This window comes from Herbaspirillum frisingense, from assembly GCF_047325095.1.
Taxonomy (GTDB): Bacteria; Pseudomonadota; Gammaproteobacteria; order Burkholderiales; family Burkholderiaceae_D; genus Herbaspirillum; species Herbaspirillum frisingense.
Map to the genome: position 1 here is coordinate 2,190,686 of NZ_CP168558.1, position 21,795 is coordinate 2,212,480.

Here is a 21,795-nt window from a genome sequence, read left to right on the forward strand (position 1 = left end):
CACAACATGTCTGACACTGCAACCAAGAATCTTTCCGGCTTCGGCGAAAAAACCGACAGCAATGGAAACGAGTTTCTTGCCTTCACCCTGGGTAAGGAAGAATACGGCATCGATATTCTGAAGGTTCAGGAAATTCGCGGCTACGAAGCCGTGACCCGTATCGCCAACTCGCCTGATTTCATCAAGGGCGTGGTCAACCTGCGCGGCATCATCGTCCCCATCGTCGACATGCGCATCAAGTTCCAGCTGGGCGAGCCGACCTACGACCAGTTCACCGTGGTGATCATCCTCAATATCGGTGGTCGCGTGGTGGGTATGGTGGTCGACAGCGTGTCCGACGTGATCACCCTGACCCAGGAACAGATCAAGCCGGCCCCGGAAATGGGCACCACCTTCGACTCCGACTACCTGATCGGTCTGGGCACCCTGGAGCAGCGCATGCTGATCCTGGTGGATATCGACAAGCTGATGTCCAGCGCCGAAATGGGCCTGATCGAGAAACTGGCTGCCTGATCGCCCTCAGGTCTGTCAGGAAGCTAAGGGATCCGGAGGAGACGCAGTCCGGATCTGACGTTTTTCGTCATTCGGTACCGCAGGAAAAGCGGGCAGGCTAGCCCGATACAGAAGAGAAAAAGGCATCCGCCGCGTGGTGGATGCCTTTTTTATTGCCCGCTCCCAATGCCGTCAGGCAAGGTACGGCGTGGCGCCTCCCGCCGACTATGCGGCAGCCCGCGCAGCCCGATGGTGCGTCAATGGAAGTGTTCGACCGGAGGCGGGGTATCTTCCGGCATCTCGGCATGCACCAGTTCACCCTCGCGATCGGGGAACAGGGGCGCACCGCAGTCATCGCAGAATTCCATCGTGAAACGTTCGCTGTGATGCTTGATCTGGACGATGCCGCATTCGCGCAGGGTGGCCAGGATCTGCTGCAGCGGACTAGCCGGGAGTCCTTCCAGCAGGCCGGCACCGCCGGGGATCATCATGGGCAGGTCTTCGCCACTTTCCTGCTCGTACAACGGCCACACGGTGCCGTAGACCACGGTGGGGTCGTTGCCGATGGAAAAGCCGATGCGGTATTCGTCGATCTGGCCGTTGATGTCTTCGGAAAAGCCGCCGATGCTGGCATGCAGCTCGGAGGACGCGATATCCAGCGTCTGCGTGAGGAAGTAGTCGGCGGCACGGATCGACGCCGGCCGGATATGCTTGTCGGCCTCGCGGCAGCCGAAGAAATAGGCTTGCGGCAGCAGCAGCTCGACATTGCAGCCGGGCAGCAGGCGCGTGAAGATCGGCGTGACCTGCTGCTTCCAGGCGTCGAAGGCAGCGGTCTTGTTGGCCGAGAAGTGGCTCTGCTGTTCGCTTTCCTGCCAGTGGAACAGGGCGCCACCGGCGGGCACCACCACGGCGGCGATGGCATAGCGGGTATCAGCCAGGAAGGCGGCGGTCGGCGGCTGTTCGCCGCGCAGCTGCACCGGGGTGTTCTTGAGTGCGCTCTGGCCCATCTGGCGGGTCAGGGCGAACACGTCGGCGTGCATGCGCGGCAGCTGCTCGATCGAGAACAGGCTGGGTGCCAGCGCCAGGCGCGCGTCCTTGGCCAGGATGTGGGCGTGCAGGTGGGCCGCGATGGCGTTCTGCAGGTCGCCGGCAATGGGGCCCGAGGCGATGGCGAAGCGGGTCCAGGCCAGCACCGGCAGGACCAGCAGCTGGACGTCGTAGTCCTGGCCGTCGTGTTCCAGCGTGGTGGCTTCGCTGCCGGCCTCGACGGCCTCGATCAGGACATCGTAGGCGTCCAGGTCGGCCTTGAAGAGGTGGTCCAGCGCGGTGTCGATCAGGCCCTGGTTGCTGGCGCGCAGGAGCTTGTTGAGCAGGGCGTCCAGGGGTTTCAGCCAGGCGCGCTCTTCGAGCCGGCTGGACGCCTGCGCGATGGCTTGCGCAAAGGTGACCAGGTGCTGGCTGTCGGCAGAGAGCTTGGAGGAGGAACGTTTGGCAGGACGACGCATGTAGGCTATCTGTAATCTGTGGAAACGAAACCGTCTATTGTAGATGATTTGGCAGCGGTACCCGTCTTCAGACTGCTGACCTGATTCCAAAGGGCAGCCTGCGGCAGCGGAAAAATAAAAAACGCCGGACGAATCCGGCGTTTCTCGTTTCTGCAAACGTGCAGACTGCATGGCAGCATCGGCACCGGGGGGCGCCGCGCTGCCCGCCCTGCTTAGGCTGCCAGCAGTTGACGCAGCACGAACGGCAGGATGCCGCCATGCTTGTAGTAGTCCACTTCGATCGGGGTATCGATGCGCAGCAGCAGCTTGACTTCCTTGGTCTCGCCGTTCTTGCGGTGGATCACCAGGGTGGCTTCCTGTTGCGGCTTGATCTCGCCGTCCAGGCCCTTCAGGTCGAAGGTTTCGTCACCAGTGATGCCCAGCGTCTGCACGCTGTCGCTACCCAGGAACTGCAGCGGCAGCACGCCCATGCCGACCAGGTTGGAACGGTGGATACGTTCGAAGGAACGTGCGATCACGGCCTTCACGCCCAGCAGCTGGGTGCCCTTGGCGGCCCAGTCACGGGAGGAGCCGGTACCGTACTCTTCGCCACCGAACACCATGGTCGGGGTGCCTTCGGCCACGTACTTCATGGCGGCGTCATAGATCGACATCTGTTCGCCGGTCGGCTGGTGCAGGGTGATGCCACCTTCGACGCGGGAGCCGTCTTCCTTGGCCGGGATCATCAGGTTCTTGATGCGCACGTTGGCGAAGGTGCCGCGCATCATGATCTCGTGGTTGCCGCGGCGCGAGCCGTAGGAGTTGAAGTCAGCCTTGAGCACGCCGTTGGCTTGCAGCCACTTGCCGGCCGGGCTGGATTCCTTGATCGAACCGGCCGGGGAGATGTGGTCGGTGGTGATCGAGTCGCCGAACACGCCCAGGGCGCGTGCACCGGAGATACCGGCGGCAGCGATCTTGGGCTCTTCGCTGAAGTTCTCGAAGAACGGCGGCTCGGCGATGTAGGTCGAGGTCGGCCAGTTGTAGACTTCGCCCTTGGCGACGCCCTTGATGGCTTCCCACAGCTTGCCCGGGGCACCCTTCACGTCGGCGTAGTTTTCCTTGAAGGTCTTGGCGTTCATGGCGAACTTGAGCAGCTTTTCGATCTCTTGCGAGGTCGGCCAGATGTCGCCCAGGTAGATGTCCTTGCCACCCTTGCCCTTGCCGACCGGTTCGGTCATCAGGTCGCGGGTGACATTGCCGGCGATCGCGTAGGCCACCACCAGCGGCGGCGAAGCCAGGAAGTTGGCGCGGATGTTCGGGTGGATACGGGCTTCGAAGTTGCGGTTGCCCGACAGCACGGCGGCAGCCACGACGTCGTTCTTGACGATGGCTTCGTTCATGGCCGCAGTCAGGTCACCGGCGTTGCCGATGCAAGTGGTGCAACCGTAGGCGGTCACGCCAAAGCCCAGCTTTTCCAGGTAGGGCAACAGGCCAGCCGCTTCCAGGTACTTGGTCACCACGCGCGAGCCAGGGGCCAGCGAGGTCTTGATGTGCGGTGCGACCTTCAGGCCGGCTTCGACCGCCTTCTTGGCCAGGAGGCCGGCAGCCAGCAGCACGCTCGGGTTGGAGGTGTTGGTGCAGGAGGTGATGGCGGCGATCAGCACGTCACCGTTGTGCACATCCACGCCGTCGGCGTTCTTGTAGGTGGCGGTGAGGTCTTCCGCCTTCTTGTTGAAGCCGTTCTCGGAAGTCGGCTTGGTGAACAGGTCGGCGAAGGTGGACTTGACGTTGCCGATCTCGATGCGGTCTTGCGGACGCTTCGGACCTGCCAGCGAGGGAGCGACGGTACCCAGGTCCAGCGAGACTTCCTGGGTGTAGTCGATCTGGCCGGCCTTGGGCACGCCATACAGGCCCTGGGCCTTGAAGTAGGCTTCGAAGGCGTCGATCTCGGCCTTGGTGCGGCCGGTACCCTTGAAGTAGTCGATGGTGGCATCGTCAACCGGGAAGAAGCCCATGGTGGCGCCGTATTCCGGAGCCATGTTGGCGATGGTGGCGCGGTCGGTCAGCGACAGCGATTCGGTGCCTTCACCGAAGAATTCGACGAACTTGCCCACGACCTTGGTCTGGCGCAGCAGTTCGGTGATGGTCAGCACCAGGTCGGTGGCGGTGACGCCTTCGCGCAGGGCGCCGGTCAGGTTCACGCCGACCACGTCCGGGGTCAGGAAATAGACCGGCTGGCCCAGCATGCCGGCTTCGGCTTCGATGCCGCCCACGCCCCAGCCGACCACGCCGATGCCGTTGATCATGGTTGTGTGGGAGTCGGTGCCGACCAGGGTGTCAGGGTAGTAGACGCCGGTCTTGTTGTGCACGCCGCGTGCCAGGTACTCCAGGTTGACCTGGTGGACGATGCCGAAGCCCGGGGGCACCACGCCGAAGGTATCGAAGGCTTGCATGCCCCACTTCATGAACTGGTAGCGCTCGTTGTTGCGCGAGAATTCCAGCTTCATGTTCAGGTCCAGCGCCTTCTTCTCGCGGAAGTGGTCGATCTGCACAGAGTGGTCCACCACCAGGTCCACCGGGACCAGCGGTTCGATGTTCTTGGGGTTCTTGCCCAGCTTGCTGGCGACATTGCGCATGGCGGCCAGATCGGCCAGCAGCGGCACGCCGGTGAAGTCCTGCAGCACCACGCGGGCGACCACGAAGGGGATCTCATCCACGCGGGCAGCCTTGGCACCCCAGTTGGCCAGTTGCTTGACGTGTTCTTCGGTGACCTTCTGGCCATCGCAGTTACGCAGCACCGATTCCAGCACGATACGGATGGACACCGGCAGGCGCGAGATATTCACGCCCAGCGACTTTTGCAGGGCGGGCAGGGAGTAGAACTTGCCCTTCTTGGAATCGGAAATCTTGAATTCCTTCAGGGTGTTCAATGTGTTGCGAGACATGGCCTCTTCTCCTTAATTTGGCAATTTAGTGATGCTAGCTAGTCGAATCCGGTTTGCGCTGCAATGGTGAACTGCGGGGTGCTGCCTGATTCTGTGATTCTTTGTTTCTCTGGTACGGCTGGGGTCTGGTCCGGGAAGCGCGGCTTCCCGTGTCAGTTCTGCTGCGGCGCTGCGGCAACGGTCGGGTTCGCTGCCGGTGCGGCGGCGGCCTTCATCTGCTCGGCGTTCTTGCATTCGTTGGCCAGCTGCTGACCCTTCTTGGAGTCCAGCAACAGGCCCTTGGCGGGGATACCGATCCAGACCAGGCCCATCTTGCGGTTTTCGAAGCGGTTGGCGCCGGTGGTGGTTTCCACACGGGTCAGGCGGTGGATGCGCTTGTCCCAGCGGATGGCGATGTGCTTGTCGTCGGTCTCGTTCTTCCAGATGGTCAGCTTGTGGCCCATTTCGCACTGGAAGTCGGCCGACAGGGTGCCGCCCAGTTCGGGTTCGCTGTCGTCATCCTCGGCGTCCGACGAGAAGGGCATCTTGGAAGCCGGAGCGGCGGCGGCAGCGGCTGCGGCCTTCTTGGCCGGCGCCTTCTTGACCACCTTCTTCTTGGCAGCGGGCTTGGCGGCGGTGGCGGTCTCGGCCTGTGCCGGGCTGATGCCGGCGGTGGCGAACAGGGCGCCCAGCAGGGCGATCAGGGTCAGGTGCTTTTTCATGTGCGGTGATCGAAACGGTCTTTACTGCGTGGTTGAGGGGGAGTCGCCGGCGGCGAACCAGACTAGGGTTTCCGGCGGCAGCGCCACGCCAGTGGCGTGGGCGCGTTGCAGGATACTCCAGTAATAGCGATAACTGGCCCGATCGTGCAGGTTGCCCAGGTGCTGGATCGGACCCCATTGCACCGACTGCGCCTTGAGCAAGATCTGTGCCGCCAGTTCGGCCTCCTCGGTGGAGGGCGACATGGCCTGCACGATGGGACGGATCTGGTCCGGATGGATGCTCCACATCCGGGTGTAGCCAAATTCCTGTGCCGCGCGGCGCGCATCATCGGCCACGGCGGCGGGATTCTTGATGTCGGTGGTCACGTTATGCGACGGCACCTTGCCGTGCGCATGGCAGGCGGCGGCAATCTCCAGCTTGGCGCGGCGCACCAGCGGGTGGTCGAACTGCCCGGGGGAGCGCATGGCGCTGCCGGGGATGGCACCGTAGTGCGCCGAGACGAAATCCATGACTCCGAACGACAACGACTGGACCTGGGGCAGGGCGGCGATGCGTGCGGCATCGGCCAGCGCGCCGTGGGTCTCGATCAACACCTGCACCGGCAGTTGCGCACGGCCGGCGCCAGCGGCCACGCGATTGATGCTCTCCAGTGCGCGCAGCACGTCGGCAATGCCTTCCGGCTTGGGCAACATCACGTAGGCCAGCTCGCGCGCAGCGGCGCCGCAGATGATGGCCACGTCCTGCTCGAAATGCGCATGGCCCACGTCATGCAGGCGCGCGCCGATACGGCGGTGGACATTGTCGGGGCCGGCGATGAGCGAGGCGACCAGCTCGGCGTGCGCGGCTTCATTGCCGGCGGCGGCGCCGTCTTCGCAGTCGAAGGTGATGTCGAACAGGGGACCGAGTTCCTGCTGCAGGGCCATCGACTTGCGCATCAGCTTTTCGGAGCCGGCGTAGTGATCGCACACCGGGAGCGAAACCGGCTGCTGGGCACCTGGGAACAAGACCTGGGAAGGATGCATTGCTGCGAATGGGACTGGGGTAAGGTTGTCGGATCGATCGGTATTGCGATATTGCGATATTGCGGGTACTGCTGGTACTGCCGGTATTGCAGGAAGACGACGGGCGCGGCGATTGAAGACCGCCGCGCCCTGGTCAATTAGCCGACCAGATGCTTCACGCCTTCACGCTCTTCCAACAGCTCCTTGAGGGTGATGTTGATGCGCTCTTGCGAGAACTCGTCGATCTCCAGGCCCTGGACGATCTTGTACTCGCCGTTTTCGGTGGTCACCGGGAAGCCGAACATGGTGCCTTCGGGGATGCCGTAGGAACCGTCCGAGGGGATGCCCATGGTGGTCCACTTGCCGTTGGTGCCCAGCACCCAGTCACGCACGTGGTCGATGGCCGCGTTGGCTGCCGATGCTGCCGAGGACAGGCCGCGGGCTTCGATGATGGCCGCGCCGCGCTTGCCGACGGTGGGCAGGAACACGTTCTTGTTCCATTCCTGGTCGTTGATGGTGTCCTTGATGGAGGCGCCATCGGCGGTGGCGAAGCGGTAGTCAGCGTACATGGTCGGCGAGTGGTTGCCCCAGACGCACAGCTTTTCGATGGCCGAGACTGGCTTGCCGATCTTGGCTGCCACTTGCGACAGCGCACGGTTGTGGTCCAGGCGCAGCATGGCGGTGAAGTTCTTGGCCGGCAGGTTCGGTGCCGACTTCATGGCGATGTAGGCGTTGGTGTTGGCCGGGTTGCCGACCACCAGGACCTTGACGTTGCGCGAGGCGACGGCGTCCAGCGCCTTGCCCTGCACGGTGAAGATCTGGGCGTTGGCTTCCAGCAGGTCCTTGCGCTCCATGCCGGGGCCGCGGGGACGGGCACCCACCAGCAGGGCGATGTCGGCATCCTTGAAGGCGGTCATCGGATCGCTGTGGGCGGTCACGCCAGCCAGCAGCGGGAAGGCACAGTCATCGATTTCCATGATGACGCCCTTCAACGCCTTCTGTGCCTTCTCATCGGGGATTTCCAGCAGTTGCAGGATGACCGGCTGGTCTTTGCCCAGCAGGTCGCCGTTGGCGATGCGGAACAGCAGGGAGTAACCGATCTGACCGGCGGCGCCGGTGATGGCAACACGCATGGGGGCTTTAGCCATGTTGAATCTCCAAAAGAGGTGATGAAAAAAAGCGTTCAGACTGCATGAAGCGCACGTTGCGGTCGCGTCGCGGAGAGCGCGGCAGGGCCGTCTGCGGTTGCTTCTGGTTTGCGCAGGAAATTGCGCGACTTCCTCGAATTCTTGTTAGGCCGCCATGATACCGTCGAAAACGCAGCGAGTCAGTTGCTTTCGGTTCGGGCTCTGCCGACAAATCAAAAACCTGTCAAACTTGTGCTCTGCCTGCATGAAAACGCCGCGTTCGATAGGTCTGGATGAGAGCGATTCTCGTTAGCGCCCTCCGGCCTGTAAATCGCACCCGGTCTGCCTTGCAGGTCTTCAGGTTGCTCGCGAGTGTAGGCCTGCGAAAGAGCGCTGTCAATCAATATCTTATGTCTTATATAAGACATATTATTGCCTAGTTTTTGCTGGACGCCGGAAGGGATTTTGTGGTGAAATTCGAGGTTATGAGCTCGATCCTGCCTAATTCGAACAACGCCGACGCGCATGCCGCGGGGGCGGGTGCTGCCAGTCCTGCGCCCACCTTCAGTCCGTTGTACCAGCAGATCAAGGCGCTCATCATGCAGCGCCTGGAGGCCGGTGAGTGGAAGCCCGGCGAGCTCATTCCCAGTGAAGTGGAGCTGGGCAATCGATTCAAGGTCAGTCAGGGCACGGTGCGCAAGGCAATCGATGAACTGGCGGCCGAAAACCTGGTGGTGCGCCGCCAGGGCAAGGGGACCTTCGTTGCCACCCATCATGAGACCCAGGCGCAGTTCCGCTTCCTGCGGTTGATGGCCGACAGCGACGAGCCGCAGCGTCCCGAGAACAAGATCATCGAAGTCAAGCGCGTGCGCGCGTCGGCCGAAGTGGCCCGTCAGCTCGACATGAAGTCGGGCGACTCCGTCATTTTCATTCGCCGGGTAAAATCGTTCAATGGCGTTCCCATCATCCTCGAAGACATCTGGCTGCCCGGCGCCATCTTCAAGGGGCTGACGGCCGAACGCCTGGTGGAATACCGCGGGCCGCTGTATGGCCTGTTCGAGTCGGAGTTCGGCACGCGCATGATCCGTGCCGAAGAGCGCATCCGTGCCGTCGGGGCGGATATGGATGCGGCAGAGTTTCTGGGCGTGGCGCCCCAAACGCCGTTGCTGAGTGTGGAGCGGGCTTCATTTACCTATGGCGACAAGCCGGTGGAAATGCGGCGCGGACTGTACCTGACGACGAATCATCATTACCAAAGCGAGTTGAGCTGAGCGGACGACGCTGTTTTGTCCCGGGTCGGTGGCAACCGCCCGTGCAGCGGGAGGGGCCGGGCGCTAAGCCCTGCTGGCATGCTGCGAAGCGCAATAAAAGTTGATGGTGATTTCGAAAATCGGCGAAAATTGCATATTGTTTTAAACTGAGGAGAACCTTGTATGTCTGAAGCCGCTAAACCACAACGGCCGCAATTTCGTAACATACACCTAACCCAAATTGCCGGCTATCGCATGCCCCTGGCCGCTCTGGTCTCGATCATGCACCGCATCAGCGGTCTGTTCCTGTTCCTGATGCTGCCTTTCATTCTGTTCCTTCTGGACAGCAGCCTGCTCTCGGAAGGTACCTTCGCCTATCTCAAGGGCTTCACCTCCGGCTGGTTCGTCAAGCTGGTCATCCTGGCTCTGTCCTGGGCCTACCTGCATCACTTCTGCGCCGGCATCCGCCACCTGATCATGGACAACCACATCGGTCTGGACAAGGACAGCGCACGCAAGTCCTCGGCAACTGTCCTGGTGATCAGCATCGCGCTGATGATCCTGGTCGCATTGAAACTGTTCGGAGCTTTCTGAAAATGGCTGATAACAACATCGGACCCAAGCGCCTGGTCGTCGGCGCCCACTATGGCCTGCGTGACTGGCTGGCGCAACGTGCCACCGCCGTCGTGATGGCTGTCTACACCGTGATCCTGCTGGTGTGCTTCTTCACCTCGACCAACTTCAGCTACCAGGGCTGGGCGGCGCTGTTCTCGCATCAATGGTTCAAGGTTGCCACTTTTGCCGTGTTCATGGCGCTGTTCTTCCACGCCTGGATCGGCGTGCGTGATGCGCTCATGGACTACGTCAAGCCGGTCGGCATTCGCCTGGTCCTGCAAGTTGCCACCATCCTGTGGCTGATCGGTTGCGCTGGCTATGCTGCGCAGATTCTCTGGAGAAACTAATCGTGGCTGCAATCAAATCCGCCATCACTACCCGCCGCTTTGACGCGGTCATCGTCGGCGCCGGTGGCTCCGGCATGCGCGCCTCGCTGCAACTGGCCGAAGCCGGCCTGAACGTCGCTGTCCTGTCCAAGGTCTTCCCGACCCGCTCGCACACCGTGGCTGCCCAAGGCGGCATCGGCGCTTCGCTGGGCAACATGTCGGAAGACAACTGGTACTGGCACATGTTCGACACCGTCAAGGGTTCGGACTACCTGGGTGACCAGGACGCCATCGAATTCATGTGCCGCGAAGCACCGAAGGCCGTCTACGAGCTGGAACACTTCGGCATGCCCTTCGACCGCAACCCGGATGGCACCATCTATCAGCGTCCGTTCGGCGGCCACACTGCCAACCTGGGTGAAAAGCCGGTGCAGCGCGCCTGTGCTGCTGCCGACCGTACCGGTCACGCACTGCTGCACACCCTGTACCAGCGCAACGTGCGCGCCAAGACCCACTTCTTCGTCGAGTGGATGGCGCTGGACGTGATCCGCAACGAAGAGGGCGACGTCCTCGGCGTGGTGGCACTGGAAATGGAAACCGGCGAAATCATGATGCTGCACGCCAAGACCACCCTGTTCGCCACTGGCGGTGCAGGTCGTATCTGGGCCGCATCCACCAACGCCTTCATCAACACCGGCGACGGCATGGGCATGGCGGCACGCGCCGGCCTGCCGCTGCAGGACATGGAATTCTGGCAGTTCCACCCGACCGGCGTGGCCGGCGCGGGCGTGCTGATCACCGAGGGTGTGCGCGGCGAAGGCGGCATCCTGATCAACAGCAACGGCGAACGCTTCATGGAGCGCTATGCGCCGACCCTGAAGGACCTGGCACCGCGTGACTTCGTCTCGCGTTCGATGGACCAGGAAATCAAGGAAGGTCGCGGCGTGGGTCCCCACAAGGACCACGTGCTGCTGGATCTGCGTCACATCGGCGCCGATACCATCAAGAAGCGTCTGCCCTCGATCCTGGAAATCGCCCACAAGTTCGCCAACGTCGATGCGACCAAGGAACCGATTCCCGTCGTGCCGACCATCCACTACCAGATGGGTGGCATCCCCACCAACATCCACGGCCAGGTGGTCGCGCCCAAGGGCGGTTCCATGAAGGAAGTGGTGCAGGGCATGTACGCCATCGGCGAATGCGCCTGCGTGTCGGTGCACGGCGCCAACCGCCTGGGTACCAACTCGCTGCTGGACCTGGTGGTCTTCGGTCGCGCCGCCGGTAACCACATTGTCGGCAGCCGCCTGCAGGACCAGAGCCACAAGCCGATTCCGGCCGGCGCCCTGGACCGTTCGCTGGAACGCATTGCCCATCTGGAAAACAGCACCGGTTCCGAACGTGTGCAGGACGTCGCCAACGACATCCGCGCCACCATGCAGAAGTACTGCGGCGTGTTCCGTACCGATGCCCTGTTGAAGGAAGGCTATCAGAAGATCATGGAACTGGATGAGCGTCGCAAGCACGTCTCCTTCAAGGACAAGTCCAAGGTCTTCAACACCGCCCGCGTGGAAGCGCTGGAGCTGGACAACCTGATCGAAACCGCCAAGGCCACCATCACCTCGGCCGAAGCCCGCAAGGAGTCGCGCGGCGCCCACGCGCAAAGCGACTACGAGCAGCGCGACGACGTGAACTGGCTCAAGCACACGCTGTGGTTCTCCGAGGGGAATCGTCTCGACTACAAGCCGGTCAACCTGCAGCCGCTGACCGTCGAGACCTTCAAACCTAAAGCACGTACTTTCTAAGAGGTCGCAACATGACTCGCACCCTGAAATTCAAGATCTATCGTTACGATCCGGACAAGGACGACAAGCCGTACATGCAAGACCTGACGGTGGAACTCAAGCCCACCGACAAGATGCTGCTGGATGCCCTGCAACGCATCAAGTCCGACGTCGACGATTCGCTGGCGCTGCGTCGCTCCTGCCGCGAAGGCGTGTGCGGCTCCGACGCCATGAACATCAACGGCAAGAATGGTCTGGCCTGCATCACCAACCTGAACGAGCTGACCGAGCCCATCGTTCTGAAGCCGCTGCCCGGCCTGCCGGTGATCCGCGACCTGATCGTGGACATGACCAACTTCTTCAAGCAGTACGATTCGATCAAGCCCTACCTGATCAACGACAGCATCCCGCCCGAGAAGGAGCGCCTGCAGTCGCCCGAGCAGCGTGAAGAGCTGGATGGCGTGTACGAGTGCATCCTGTGCGCCTGCTGCTCGACCTCCTGCCCGTCGTTCTGGTGGAATCCGGACAAGTTCGTCGGCCCGGCCGGTCTGCTGCAAGCCTACCGCTTCATCGCCGACAGCCGCGACGAAGCCACCGGCGCGCGTCTGGACAACCTGGAAGACCCGTACCGTCTGTTCCGTTGCCGTTCGATCATGAACTGCGTCGATGTCTGCCCCAAGGGTCTGAACCCCAACAAGGCCATCGGCAAGATCAAGGAATTGATGGTCCGTCGCTCGGTGTAAGCCGAATGAGTGTGATGCCTGCCAGAGCCGCCGTGCATGGCGGGCTGCAGCGAGGGGAAGCAGGGCTGGAAGCGGCTTCCCCGACCGGTTCCTTCAGGTTTGGTCCGGTTGAAGTGAATGGAAAGACAAGAAATGAGCGAGTTCATGACTGAACAGCGTCATCAGGATGATCCGGCCAAGCGAGCAAGACTGCGCTGGCGCGCGCGCCGCGGGCTGCTGGAGAATGACCTGATCCTGATGCGCTATCTGGATGCCAACGAGGCACAGATGAGCGACGACGAGGTCGATGCCTTCTCGCGCCTGATGGACCTGACCGACAACGACCTGATGGACCTGCTGCTGGCCCGCAAGGAGCCGGAAGCGGCGGTTGATCTGCCCCAAGTGCATGCGTTGCTGAAGAAACTGCGTACTGCCTGACTGTTGCACGAATATTGCGCCTGGCCACAAGCCAGACCGATTTTGCTCGATCGCGGCCTGTTCCAACTCGCCACCCGGCGCATCCGAACCATGATGCCGCCCGGCTTGCGGTCGCGGCTTTTGATTAACGGTTTCACCATCCCAGCAAAAGGAAAAGCTATGTCCAATACCGATATCAAAGCTACCCTGTCGTTCTCCGACGGGTCTCCGTCCGTAGATTTTCCTATCTACAAGGGCAGCATCGGTCCTGATGTGATCGATATCCGCAAGCTGTACGGCGCCACCGGCAAGTTCACCTACGACCCCGGCTTCATGTCGACGGCTTCCTGCAACTCCTCCATCACCTACATCGATGGCGACAAGGGCGAGCTGCTGTACCGTGGCTATCCCATCGAACAGCTGGCGGTGAACTGCGACTTCCTGGAATCCTGCTACCTGCTGCTGCACGGCGAGCTGCCCAGTGCCGACCAGAAGGCTGAATTCGTCACCACCGTGACCCAGCACACCATGGTCCACGAGCAGATGAACTTCTTCTTCCGTGGTTTCCGTCGCGATGCTCACCCGATGGCCGTACTGACCGGCTCGGTTGGCGCGCTGTCGGCCTTCTACCACGACTCGCTGGACATCTCCAATCCGAATCACCGCGAAGTGTCGGCCATCCGTATGATCGCCAAGCTGCCAACCCTGGTGGCCATGGCCTACAAGTACAGCATCGGCCAGCCCTTCGTGTATCCGCGCAATGACCTGTCGTACACCGCCAACTTCATGCGCATGATGTTCGCCAACCCGTGCGAAGAGTACAAGGTCAATGAAGTGCTGGTCCGCGCGCTGGACCGCATCCTGATCCTGCACGCCGACCACGAACAGAACGCCTCGACCTCGACCGTGCGTCTGGCCGGCTCCTCCGGTGCCAACCCGTTCGCATGTATCGCCGCCGGCATCGCCTGCCTGTGGGGCCCTGCCCACGGCGGTGCCAACGAAGCCGCACTCAACATGTTGGAACAGATCGGCTCGGTCGAAAACATCCCCGAGTTCATCAAGCAGGTGAAGGACAAGAACTCCGGCGTGAAGCTGATGGGCTTCGGTCACCGCGTCTACAAGAACTACGACCCGCGTGCCAAGCTGATGCGCGAAACCTGCTACGAAGTCCTGAACGAACTGGGCCTGCACGATGACCCGCTGTTCAAGCTGGCCATGGAGCTGGAAAAGATCGCTCTGGAAGACGACTACTTCGTTTCCCGCAAGCTGTATCCGAACGTCGACTTCTACTCGGGCATCGTGCAGCGCGCTCTGGGTATCCCGACCTCGATGTTCACCTGCATCTTCGCCATGGCCCGTACCATCGGCTGGATCGCCCAGTGGAACGAAATGATCTCGGACCCGGAACAGAAGATCGGCCGTCCCCGTCAGCTGTTCGTTGGCTCGCCGCGTCGCGACGTGCCGCCGATCGACAAGCGCTGATCGGTCTGCCAGCTGTCGCTTGTTGTCTGCTTGTTGTCTGCTCGTTGTCGGGCAGACAACAGGTGGTGCAAGAGGCATCATCCCGTCCCCCGGGAGTCGATGGGGGAGGGTGGGAAGCCCGTGCGACAAGGCTTTGCGGTCCGGCGTTGGTTGCCGGAAACGCCCGTTGCTTCTGGTTTCAAATAAAAAAGCGAATCCCTTAGGATTCGCTTTTTTATTTGATATTAGGAGATATAATTCCGATGCGCTGACTGGATGACGTACAGAAGTTCAGGTAGACAAGGTCCTTCCCCACAACTTGATGCAATCCGCTAACCGGTCAGGCCGTGTCGCGGAAGGTGTAGAAACCCGCTAATCTCGCGAAGCGCGAAGAAAGGTGAGCAAATGACAAAGCTCTACGAGCAATACAACATCAACTCCTACCTGTTCGGTGGGAATGCTCCGTACATCGAAGAACTGTACGAAGCCTACCTGAACAATCCTGGCTCTGTCCCCGATAACTGGCGTGCTTATTTCGACGCCGTGCAACACGTCCCCGCCACCGACGGCTCCACCCGTCCCGATGTGGCCCACGCTCCGGTGATCGCATCCTTCGCCGAACGTGCCAAGCAAGGCCCCATCCGCACCGTCATCGCATCCGCCGACTCCGACATGGGTCGCAAGCGCGTCGCTGTCACCCAGCTGATCGCCGGCTACCGTGACCTCGGCTCCCGTTTCGCCAACCTGGACCCGCTGCAACGCCAGGAACGCCCCAACATCCCCGAACTCGATCCCTCCTTCTACGGCTTCACCGATGCCGACATGGACATCGTGTTCAACATCAACAACACTTACTTCGGCCCGGAAACCGCGTCCCTGCGTGACCTGCTGCAGATGCTGCGCGACACCTATACGCGCTCCATCGGCGCCGAGTTCACCTACATCTCGGACATGGCCGAAGTGCGCTGGCTGGAAGAGCGCCTGGAGCCGACCCGTGCCGTGCCCAGCTTCTCTTCGGACAAGAAGAAGCACATCCTGGAGCGCCTGACCGCTGCCGAAGGCCTGGAACGTTACCTCCACACCAAGTACGTCGGCCAGAAGCGCTTCTCGCTGGAAGGCGGCGAATCCTTCATCGCCTCCCTGGATGAAACCATCCAGCGCGCCGGTGAAAAGGGCGTGCAGGAAATCGTGATCGGCATGGCCCACCGTGGTCGTCTGAACGTGTTGGTCAACATCCTGGGCAAGACCCCGCAGGAACTGTTCTCCGAGTTCGAAGGCCGTCACGCCGACGACCTGCCGGCCGGTGACGTCAAGTACCACCAGGGCTTCTCCTCGGACGTGTCCACCCCGGGCGGCCCGGTCCACCTGTCGCTGGCCTTCAACCCCTCCCACCTGGAAATCGTCAACCCGGTGGTCGAAGGTTCGGTCAAGGCCCGTATGGATCGCCGCGGCGACAAGGATGGCTCGCAAGTGCTGCCGATCCTGGTGCACGGTGATGCCGCCTTCGCCGGCCAGGGCGTGGTGATGGAAACCCTGAACCTGGCCCAGACCCGTGGCTACGGCACCGGTGGTACCGTCCACATCGTCATCAACAACCAGATCGGCTTCACCACTTCCGACCCGCGCGACTCCCGTTCGACGCTGTACTGCTCGGACGTGGTCAAGATGATCGAAGCCCCGGTGCTGCACGTCAACGGCGATGATCCGGAAGCCGTCGTGTTCGCCACCCAGATCGCTGTCGACTACCGCATGAAGTTCAAGAAGGACATCGTGGTCGACATCATCTGCTTCCGCAAGCTGGGCCACAACGAGCAAGATACGCCTGCTCTGACCCAGCCGCTGATGTACAAGAAGATCGCCCAGCACCCTGGTACCCGCAAGCTGTACGCCGACAAGCTGGTCACCCAGCAGACCATCCCCGCCGATGGTGGCGAAGAGCTGGTCAAGGCCTATCGCGCCGCGATGGACGCCGGCAAGCACGCCATCGACCCGGTGCTGACCAACTTCAAGAGCAAGTACGCCGTCGACTGGCTGCCGTTCCTGAACCGCAAGTGGACCGACGCTGCCGAGACCGCCGTGCCGATGGCCGAGCTGAAGCGCCTGGCCGCCAAGATCACCACCGTGCCGGAAGGCTTCAAGGTCCACTCGCTGGTCGAGAAGGTCCTGAACGACCGCGCCACCATGGGTCGTGGCGAGATGAACCTGGACTGGGGCATGGGTGAACACCTGGCCTACGCCAGCCTGGTTTCGTCCGGCTATGCCGTGCGCCTGACCGGTCAGGATGCCGGCCGTGGCACCTTCACTCACCGTCACGCCGTGCTGCACGACCAGAACCGCGAGCGTTGGGATGCCGGTACCTTCATCCCGCTACAGAACGTGGCTGAAAACCAATCCACCTTCACCGTGATCGACTCGGTGCTGTCCGAAGAGGCCGTGCTGGCCTTCGAATACGGTTACTCGACCGCTGAACCGAACACCCTGACCATCTGGGAAGCCCAGTTCGGCGACTTCGCCAACGGCGCCCAGGTCGTCATGGACCAGTTCATCAGCTCCGGCGAAGTGAAGTGGGGCCGTGCCTCGGGTCTGGTGCAGATGCTGCCCCACGGCTACGAAGGCCAGGGTCCGGAACACTCCTCGGCACGTATCGAGCGTTACCTCCAGCTGTGCGCCGACAACAACATGCAGGTCGTGCAGCCCACCACCGCTGCGCAGATCTTCCACCTGCTGCGTCGCCAGATGATCCGCCTGTTCCGCAAGCCGCTGATCATCATGACGCCGAAGTCGCTGCTGCGTAACAAGGATGCCGGTTCGCCCCTGTCCGACCTGGCCAAGGGTTCGTTCCAGACCGTGATCCCGGAAGTCGATGAAACCATCGACGCCAAGAAGGTCAAGCGCATCGTCGCCTGCTCGGGCAAGGTGTACTACGACCTGGTCAACGCCCGCAAGGAACGTGGTCAGACCGATACCGCCATCATCCGCGTCGAACAGCTGTATCCGTTCCCGCACAAGGCGTTCGCGGCTGCACTGAAGCAGTTCCCGAACTTCAACGAACTGGTGTGGGCGCAGGACGAGCCGCAGAACCAGGGCGCATGGCTGCAGATCCAGCACAACATCTTCGAGAATCTCTCCGAAGGTCAGAAGCTGGCCTATGCAGGCCGCCCGGCCAGCGCCTCGCCGGCCGTCGGTTACTACGACAAGCACTACGCACAGCAAAAGGCGCTGATCGAAACCGCCTTCGCCAAGCTCAAGGGCTTTGTCCTGACCAAGTAAGCATTGTTGCGAACGGGGCGTACTGCGAGGGCAGTACGTCCCTGTTTTCATAAAACGAATCACCCGAAAATCGGAGAACCCTAATGGCTCAAATCGAAGTAAAAGTCCCGCAGTTGTCGGAATCCGTCGCAGAAGCGACCCTGTTGCAATGGCACAAGAAGGTCGGCGAACCTGTCGCCCGTGACGAAAACCTGATCGACATCGAGACCGACAAGGTCGTCCTGGAACTGCCCTCGCCGGACGCCGGCGTCATCACCCAGATCATCAAGGCTGACGGCGCTACCGTCGTGGCCGGCGAAGTCATCGCCATCCTCGACACCGACGCCTCCGCTCAGGTCGCCCCGACCGAAGTCAAGGCTGCTCCTGCTCCGCAATCGACCAACGAACCGACCCCGGTGGCTGCTCCCGAGCTGGCTTCCAAGGGCGATGTCGCCATGCCCGCCGCCGCCAAGCTGCTGGCCGACAACAACCTGTCGACCTCGCAAGTCACCGGTACCGGCAAGGATGGCCGCGTGACCAAGGGCGACGTCCTGGGCGCACTGTCGGCTCCTGCTGCTGCTCCCGCCGCTGCCGCCAAGCCGGCCCTGGCTGCTGTTGCCGCACCGGTCAAGGCTGGTCTGGAAAGCCGTCCGGAACAACGCGTGCCGATGAGCCGCCTGCGTGCCCGCGTGGCAGAGCGTCTGGTGCAGTCGCAATCGACCAACGCCATCCTGACCACCTTCAACGAAATCAACATGCAGCCGGTCATCGACCTGCGCAACAAGTACAAGGACAAGTTCGAGAAGGAACACGGCGTCAAGCTGGGCTTCATGTCCTTCTTCGTCAAGGCTGTCGTGCACGCCCTGAAGAAGTACCCGATCGTCAACGCCTCGGTCGACGGTAACGACATCGTCTACCACGGCTACTTCGACATCGGCGTGGCCGTCGGTTCGCCGCGCGGCCTGGTAGTGCCCATCCTGCGTGATGCGGACCAGATGTCGATCGCCGACATCGAGAAGAAGATCGGTGAATTCGGCCAGAAGGCCAAGGACGGCAAGCTGTCCATCGAAGAACTGTCGGGCGGTACCTTCACCGTCTCCAACGGCGGTACCTTCGGTTCCATGCTGTCGACCCCGATCATCAACCCGCCGCAATCGGCGATCCTGGGCATCCACGCCACCAAGGAACGTGCAGTGGTCGAAAACGGCCAGGTCGTGGTGCGTCCGATCAACTTCTTCGCCCTGTCCTATGACCACCGCATCATCGACGGCCGCGAAGCCGTCCTGTCGCTGGTGGCCATCAAGGAAGCCCTGGAAGATCCCGCTCGCCTGCTGCTGGACCTGTAATGACCGCTGGATGGGCTACTGCGCAACCCGATCTCGCTGCTGCGATGCTCGCCGTACGACAGTACGGCTGCGCTTTTCGCAGCGACCTCGGGCTGCTCGCTACGCCCCTCCGACGGCCCACAGAGTTGCCTAGGCGCTGAAAAGCTCAAAGCGTTCAGCGCTTTTTTGTATCCGCGGATAGATTGTCCGCGACAAACAGAATTGGAAATGACATGAGCAAGAATTTTGACGTCGTCGTCATCGGTGGCGGCCCCGGCGGCTACATTGCCGCCATCCGTGCAGCGCAGCTGGGCTTCAATACCGCCTGCATCGACGAATGGAAGAACGAGAAGGGCGGCCCCGCACCGGGCGGTACCTGCACCAACGTCGGTTGCATCCCCTCCAAGGCGCTGCTGCAATCGTCCGAGCACTACGAACATGCCAACCACGGCTTCGCCGAGCATGGCATCGAAGTCAAGGGCCTGGGTCTGAACCTGGAAAAGATGCTGGGTCGCAAGAACACCGTGGTCAAGCAGAACAACGACGGCATCCTGTACCTGTTCAAGAAGAACAAGGTGTCCTTCTTCCACGGCCGCGGCTCCTTCGCCAAGGGTGATGCCAACGGCTACGAGATCAAGGTTGCCGGCGCTGCCGAAGAAACCATCATCGCCAAGCACGTCATCGTCGCTACCGGCTCCAACGCCCGCGCACTGCCGGGCGCCGAGTTCGACGAAAAGCTGATCCTCTCCAACACTGGTGCACTGGCCATCTCCGAAGTGCCCAAGAAGCTGGGCGTGATCGGTGCCGGCGTGATCGGCCTGGAAATGGGTTCGGTCTGGCGTCGCCTGGGCGCGGAAGTGACCGTGCTGGAAGCGCTGCCGACCTTCCTGGGTGCCGTCGATGAACAGATCGCCAAGGAAGCCCAGAAGCTGCTGACCAAACAGGGCCTGGCCGTGAACCTGGGTGTGAAGATCGGTACCATCAAGGCCGGCAAGAACAGCGTCTCCGTGGAATACACCGATGCCAAGGGTGAAGCCCACACCGGCGAATTCGACAAGCTGATCGTCTCCATCGGCCGTACCCCCAACACCATCGGCCTGAACGCCGAAGGCGTGGGCCTGAAGCTGGACGAGCGCGGCTTCATCGCCGTGGACGGCGATTGCAAGACCAACCTGCCCAATGTGTGGGCGGTGGGTGACGTGGTGCGCGGCCCGATGCTGGCCCACAAGGCCGAAGAAGAAGGCGTTGCCGTAGCCGAGCGTATCGCCGGTCAGCATGGTCACGTCAACTTCAACACGATTCCCTGGGTCATCTACACCTCGCCGGAAATTGCCTGGGTCGGCAAGACCGAGCAGCAACTGAAGGCCGACGGCGTGCAGTACAAGGCCGGTACCTTCCCGTTCCTGGCCAATGGTCGCGCCCGCGCGCTGGGCGATACCTCGGGTATGGTCAAGTTCCTGGCCGATGCCAAGACCGACGAAATCCTGGGCGTGCACATTGTTGGCCCGATGGCTTCCGAGCTGATTTCCGAAGCCGTGGTGGCCATGGAATTCCGCGCTTCGTCGGAAGACATCGCCCGCATCTGCCACGCTCACCCGTCGCTGTCCGAAGCGACCAAGGAAGCGGCCCTGGCCGTCGACAAGCGCGCATTGAACTTCTGATGCGCGATCAATGCGACAATACGCGTCGCCCGCACCTGCCACGCTCGTGTTGCACGCGTATTGAGCATTGAGATGCCAACCCAATGGGCGAGCCTGGCTCGCCCATTGTCGTTTTACAAGACCACACCATGGATGTCCGTCAATTCTACGAACAGTCGCTGTCCCAGCGCGGTTATCAATCCGACGAGGCGCAATTGCGCGCCATCGAGCGCCTGCAGCGCGCCTATGAGGAATGGGTCGCCTACAAGGCCCAGCGTGCCTCGACCTTCAAGCGTCTGATCAGCCGGCCGGCCGTGCCGCGCGGCGTCTACATGTGGGGCGGGGTGGGGCGTGGCAAATCCTTCCTGATGGACAGCTTCTATTCGGTGGTGCCAGTGGTGCGCAAGACGCGCCTGCACTTCCACGAATTCATGCGCGATGTGCATCGTCAGCTGGATGAGCTCAAGGGCATCGCCGATCCGCTGGACGAGGTCGCCAAGCGCATCGCCAAGAAATACCGCCTGATCTGCTTCGACGAATTCCATGTCTCCGACATCGCCGATGCGATGATCCTCTACAACCTGCTCAAGGGCTTGTTCGATCATGGCGTCTCCTTCGTCATGACCTCCAATTACGAGCCCAGCACGCTCTATCCGGACGGCCTGCACCGCGACCGCATGCTGCCCACCATCGCACTGCTGAAGGAAAAGCTGGACGTCATGAACATCGACGCCGGCATCGATTACCGCAAGCGCGTGCTGGAACAGGTCAAGGTCTATCACACGCCCTTGAACGCCAAGACCGATGAGGAGTTGCGCAGTGCCTTCGCCGCCGTGGCCGAGGCGGCCGATGAAGATCCTCGGGTGCACATCGAGGCGCGCGAGATCCGCGCCCTGCGCCGCGCCGGCAGCGCCATCTGGTTCGATTTCGCGACCCTGTGCGGCGGCCCGCGTTCGCAGAACGACTACCTGGAGCTGGCCAGCCGTTTCCAGACCGTGATCCTCTCGGGCATTCCGCGCATGTCGGCGGCCATGTCCTCCGAGGCGCGCCGCTTCACCTGGCTGATCGACGTGTTCTACGACCACAAGGTCAAGCTGATCATGTCGGCGGCCGTAGAGCCGGACGAGCTTTATACGGTGGGGACCCTGTCCAACGAGTTCCACCGTACCGTTTCACGTATCATTGAGATGCAATCGAAGGAATACCTGGACGCGGACCGGCGCTCGATTGCCGACAGCCTCTCCTGAACATTTACCTG

At 61.8% G+C, this 21,795-nt stretch carries 17 protein-coding genes; 12 read left to right on the forward strand and 5 right to left on the reverse strand.

Annotated elements, in window-relative coordinates; all coding sequences use genetic code 11:
* The first annotated feature begins 6 nt into the window (after positions 1-6).
* Positions 7-513: a chemotaxis protein CheW gene (locus tag ACEOAC_RS10235; RefSeq protein WP_006463271.1), complete on the forward strand. Its 507-nt coding sequence runs from the start codon at positions 7-9 to the stop codon at positions 511-513.
* 236 nt (positions 514-749) lie between these two features.
* Here the strand turns inward: ACEOAC_RS10235 and ACEOAC_RS10240 are convergent, their stop codons facing one another.
* From ACEOAC_RS10240 to ACEOAC_RS10260, 5 genes are all read right to left on the reverse strand, one after another.
* On the reverse strand, positions 750-1,997 hold the full coding sequence (locus ACEOAC_RS10240) for a DUF2863 family protein (RefSeq protein WP_413443378.1): 1,248 nt from the start codon (positions 1,995-1,997) through the stop codon (positions 750-752).
* A gap of 212 nt (positions 1,998-2,209) precedes the next feature.
* Positions 2,210-4,921, reverse strand: a complete 2,712-nt coding sequence (acnA, locus tag ACEOAC_RS10245; protein ID WP_241812556.1) for an aconitate hydratase AcnA — start codon at positions 4,919-4,921, stop codon at positions 2,210-2,212.
* A 152-nt stretch (positions 4,922-5,073) separates the two neighbouring features.
* On the reverse strand, positions 5,074-5,622 hold the full coding sequence (locus ACEOAC_RS10250) for a hypothetical protein (RefSeq protein ID WP_077235669.1): 549 nt from the start codon (positions 5,620-5,622) through the stop codon (positions 5,074-5,076).
* A 21-nt stretch (positions 5,623-5,643) separates the two neighbouring features.
* The gene (locus tag ACEOAC_RS10255; RefSeq protein ID WP_413443379.1) at positions 5,644-6,645 is read right to left on the reverse strand and encodes an HpcH/HpaI aldolase/citrate lyase family protein; all 1,002 of its coding nucleotides are present in this window, start codon (positions 6,643-6,645) and stop codon (positions 5,644-5,646) included.
* 137 nt (positions 6,646-6,782) lie between these two features.
* Positions 6,783-7,772, reverse strand: a complete 990-nt coding sequence (locus ACEOAC_RS10260) for a malate dehydrogenase (RefSeq protein WP_413443380.1) — start codon at positions 7,770-7,772, stop codon at positions 6,783-6,785.
* Between the two features lie 464 nt (positions 7,773-8,236).
* On the opposite strand from ACEOAC_RS10260, the gene ACEOAC_RS10265 reads away from it, so the two are divergent.
* The 11 genes from ACEOAC_RS10265 to zapE all read left to right on the forward strand — a co-directional run bounded on the left by ACEOAC_RS10265 (position 8,237) and on the right by zapE (position 21,784).
* Positions 8,237-9,022 (forward strand): GntR family transcriptional regulator, encoded by a 786-nt coding sequence (locus ACEOAC_RS10265; RefSeq protein ID WP_006463277.1) that lies wholly within the window; start codon positions 8,237-8,239, stop codon positions 9,020-9,022.
* A gap of 162 nt (positions 9,023-9,184) precedes the next feature.
* On the forward strand, positions 9,185-9,595 hold the full coding sequence (gene sdhC / locus ACEOAC_RS10270; RefSeq protein ID WP_039875248.1) for a succinate dehydrogenase, cytochrome b556 subunit: 411 nt from the start codon (positions 9,185-9,187) through the stop codon (positions 9,593-9,595).
* A 2-nt stretch (positions 9,596-9,597) separates the two neighbouring features.
* The gene (gene sdhD / locus ACEOAC_RS10275; RefSeq protein WP_006463279.1) at positions 9,598-9,963 is read left to right on the forward strand and encodes a succinate dehydrogenase, hydrophobic membrane anchor protein; all 366 of its coding nucleotides are present in this window, start codon (positions 9,598-9,600) and stop codon (positions 9,961-9,963) included.
* A 2-nt stretch (positions 9,964-9,965) separates the two neighbouring features.
* Positions 9,966-11,744, forward strand: a complete 1,779-nt coding sequence (gene sdhA / locus ACEOAC_RS10280) for a succinate dehydrogenase flavoprotein subunit (RefSeq protein ID WP_077235667.1) — start codon at positions 9,966-9,968, stop codon at positions 11,742-11,744.
* 11 nt (positions 11,745-11,755) lie between these two features.
* The gene (locus ACEOAC_RS10285) at positions 11,756-12,466 is read left to right on the forward strand and encodes a succinate dehydrogenase iron-sulfur subunit (RefSeq protein WP_006463281.1); all 711 of its coding nucleotides are present in this window, start codon (positions 11,756-11,758) and stop codon (positions 12,464-12,466) included.
* Between the two features lie 132 nt (positions 12,467-12,598).
* Complete coding sequence (locus ACEOAC_RS10290) at positions 12,599-12,883, forward strand: succinate dehydrogenase assembly factor 2 (RefSeq protein WP_413443381.1); 285 nt, start codon at positions 12,599-12,601, stop codon at positions 12,881-12,883.
* A gap of 159 nt (positions 12,884-13,042) precedes the next feature.
* Positions 13,043-14,344: a citrate synthase gene (gene gltA / locus ACEOAC_RS10295; RefSeq protein ID WP_413443382.1), complete on the forward strand. Its 1,302-nt coding sequence runs from the start codon at positions 13,043-13,045 to the stop codon at positions 14,342-14,344.
* Positions 14,345-14,728: 384 nt separating this feature from the next.
* Positions 14,729-17,593 (forward strand): 2-oxoglutarate dehydrogenase E1 component, encoded by a 2,865-nt coding sequence (locus tag ACEOAC_RS10300; protein ID WP_241812553.1) that lies wholly within the window; start codon positions 14,729-14,731, stop codon positions 17,591-17,593.
* Positions 17,594-17,676: 83 nt separating this feature from the next.
* Complete coding sequence (gene odhB, locus ACEOAC_RS10305) at positions 17,677-18,918, forward strand: 2-oxoglutarate dehydrogenase complex dihydrolipoyllysine-residue succinyltransferase (protein WP_006463290.1); 1,242 nt, start codon at positions 17,677-17,679, stop codon at positions 18,916-18,918.
* Positions 18,919-19,130: 212 nt separating this feature from the next.
* Positions 19,131-20,558: a dihydrolipoyl dehydrogenase gene (gene lpdA / locus ACEOAC_RS10310; protein ID WP_413443383.1), complete on the forward strand. Its 1,428-nt coding sequence runs from the start codon at positions 19,131-19,133 to the stop codon at positions 20,556-20,558.
* Positions 20,559-20,686: 128 nt separating this feature from the next.
* Positions 20,687-21,784, forward strand: coding sequence for a cell division protein ZapE (gene zapE, locus ACEOAC_RS10315; RefSeq protein ID WP_006463292.1), 1,098 nt, complete (start codon positions 20,687-20,689; stop codon positions 21,782-21,784).
* Positions 21,785-21,795: the final 11 nt, after the last annotated feature.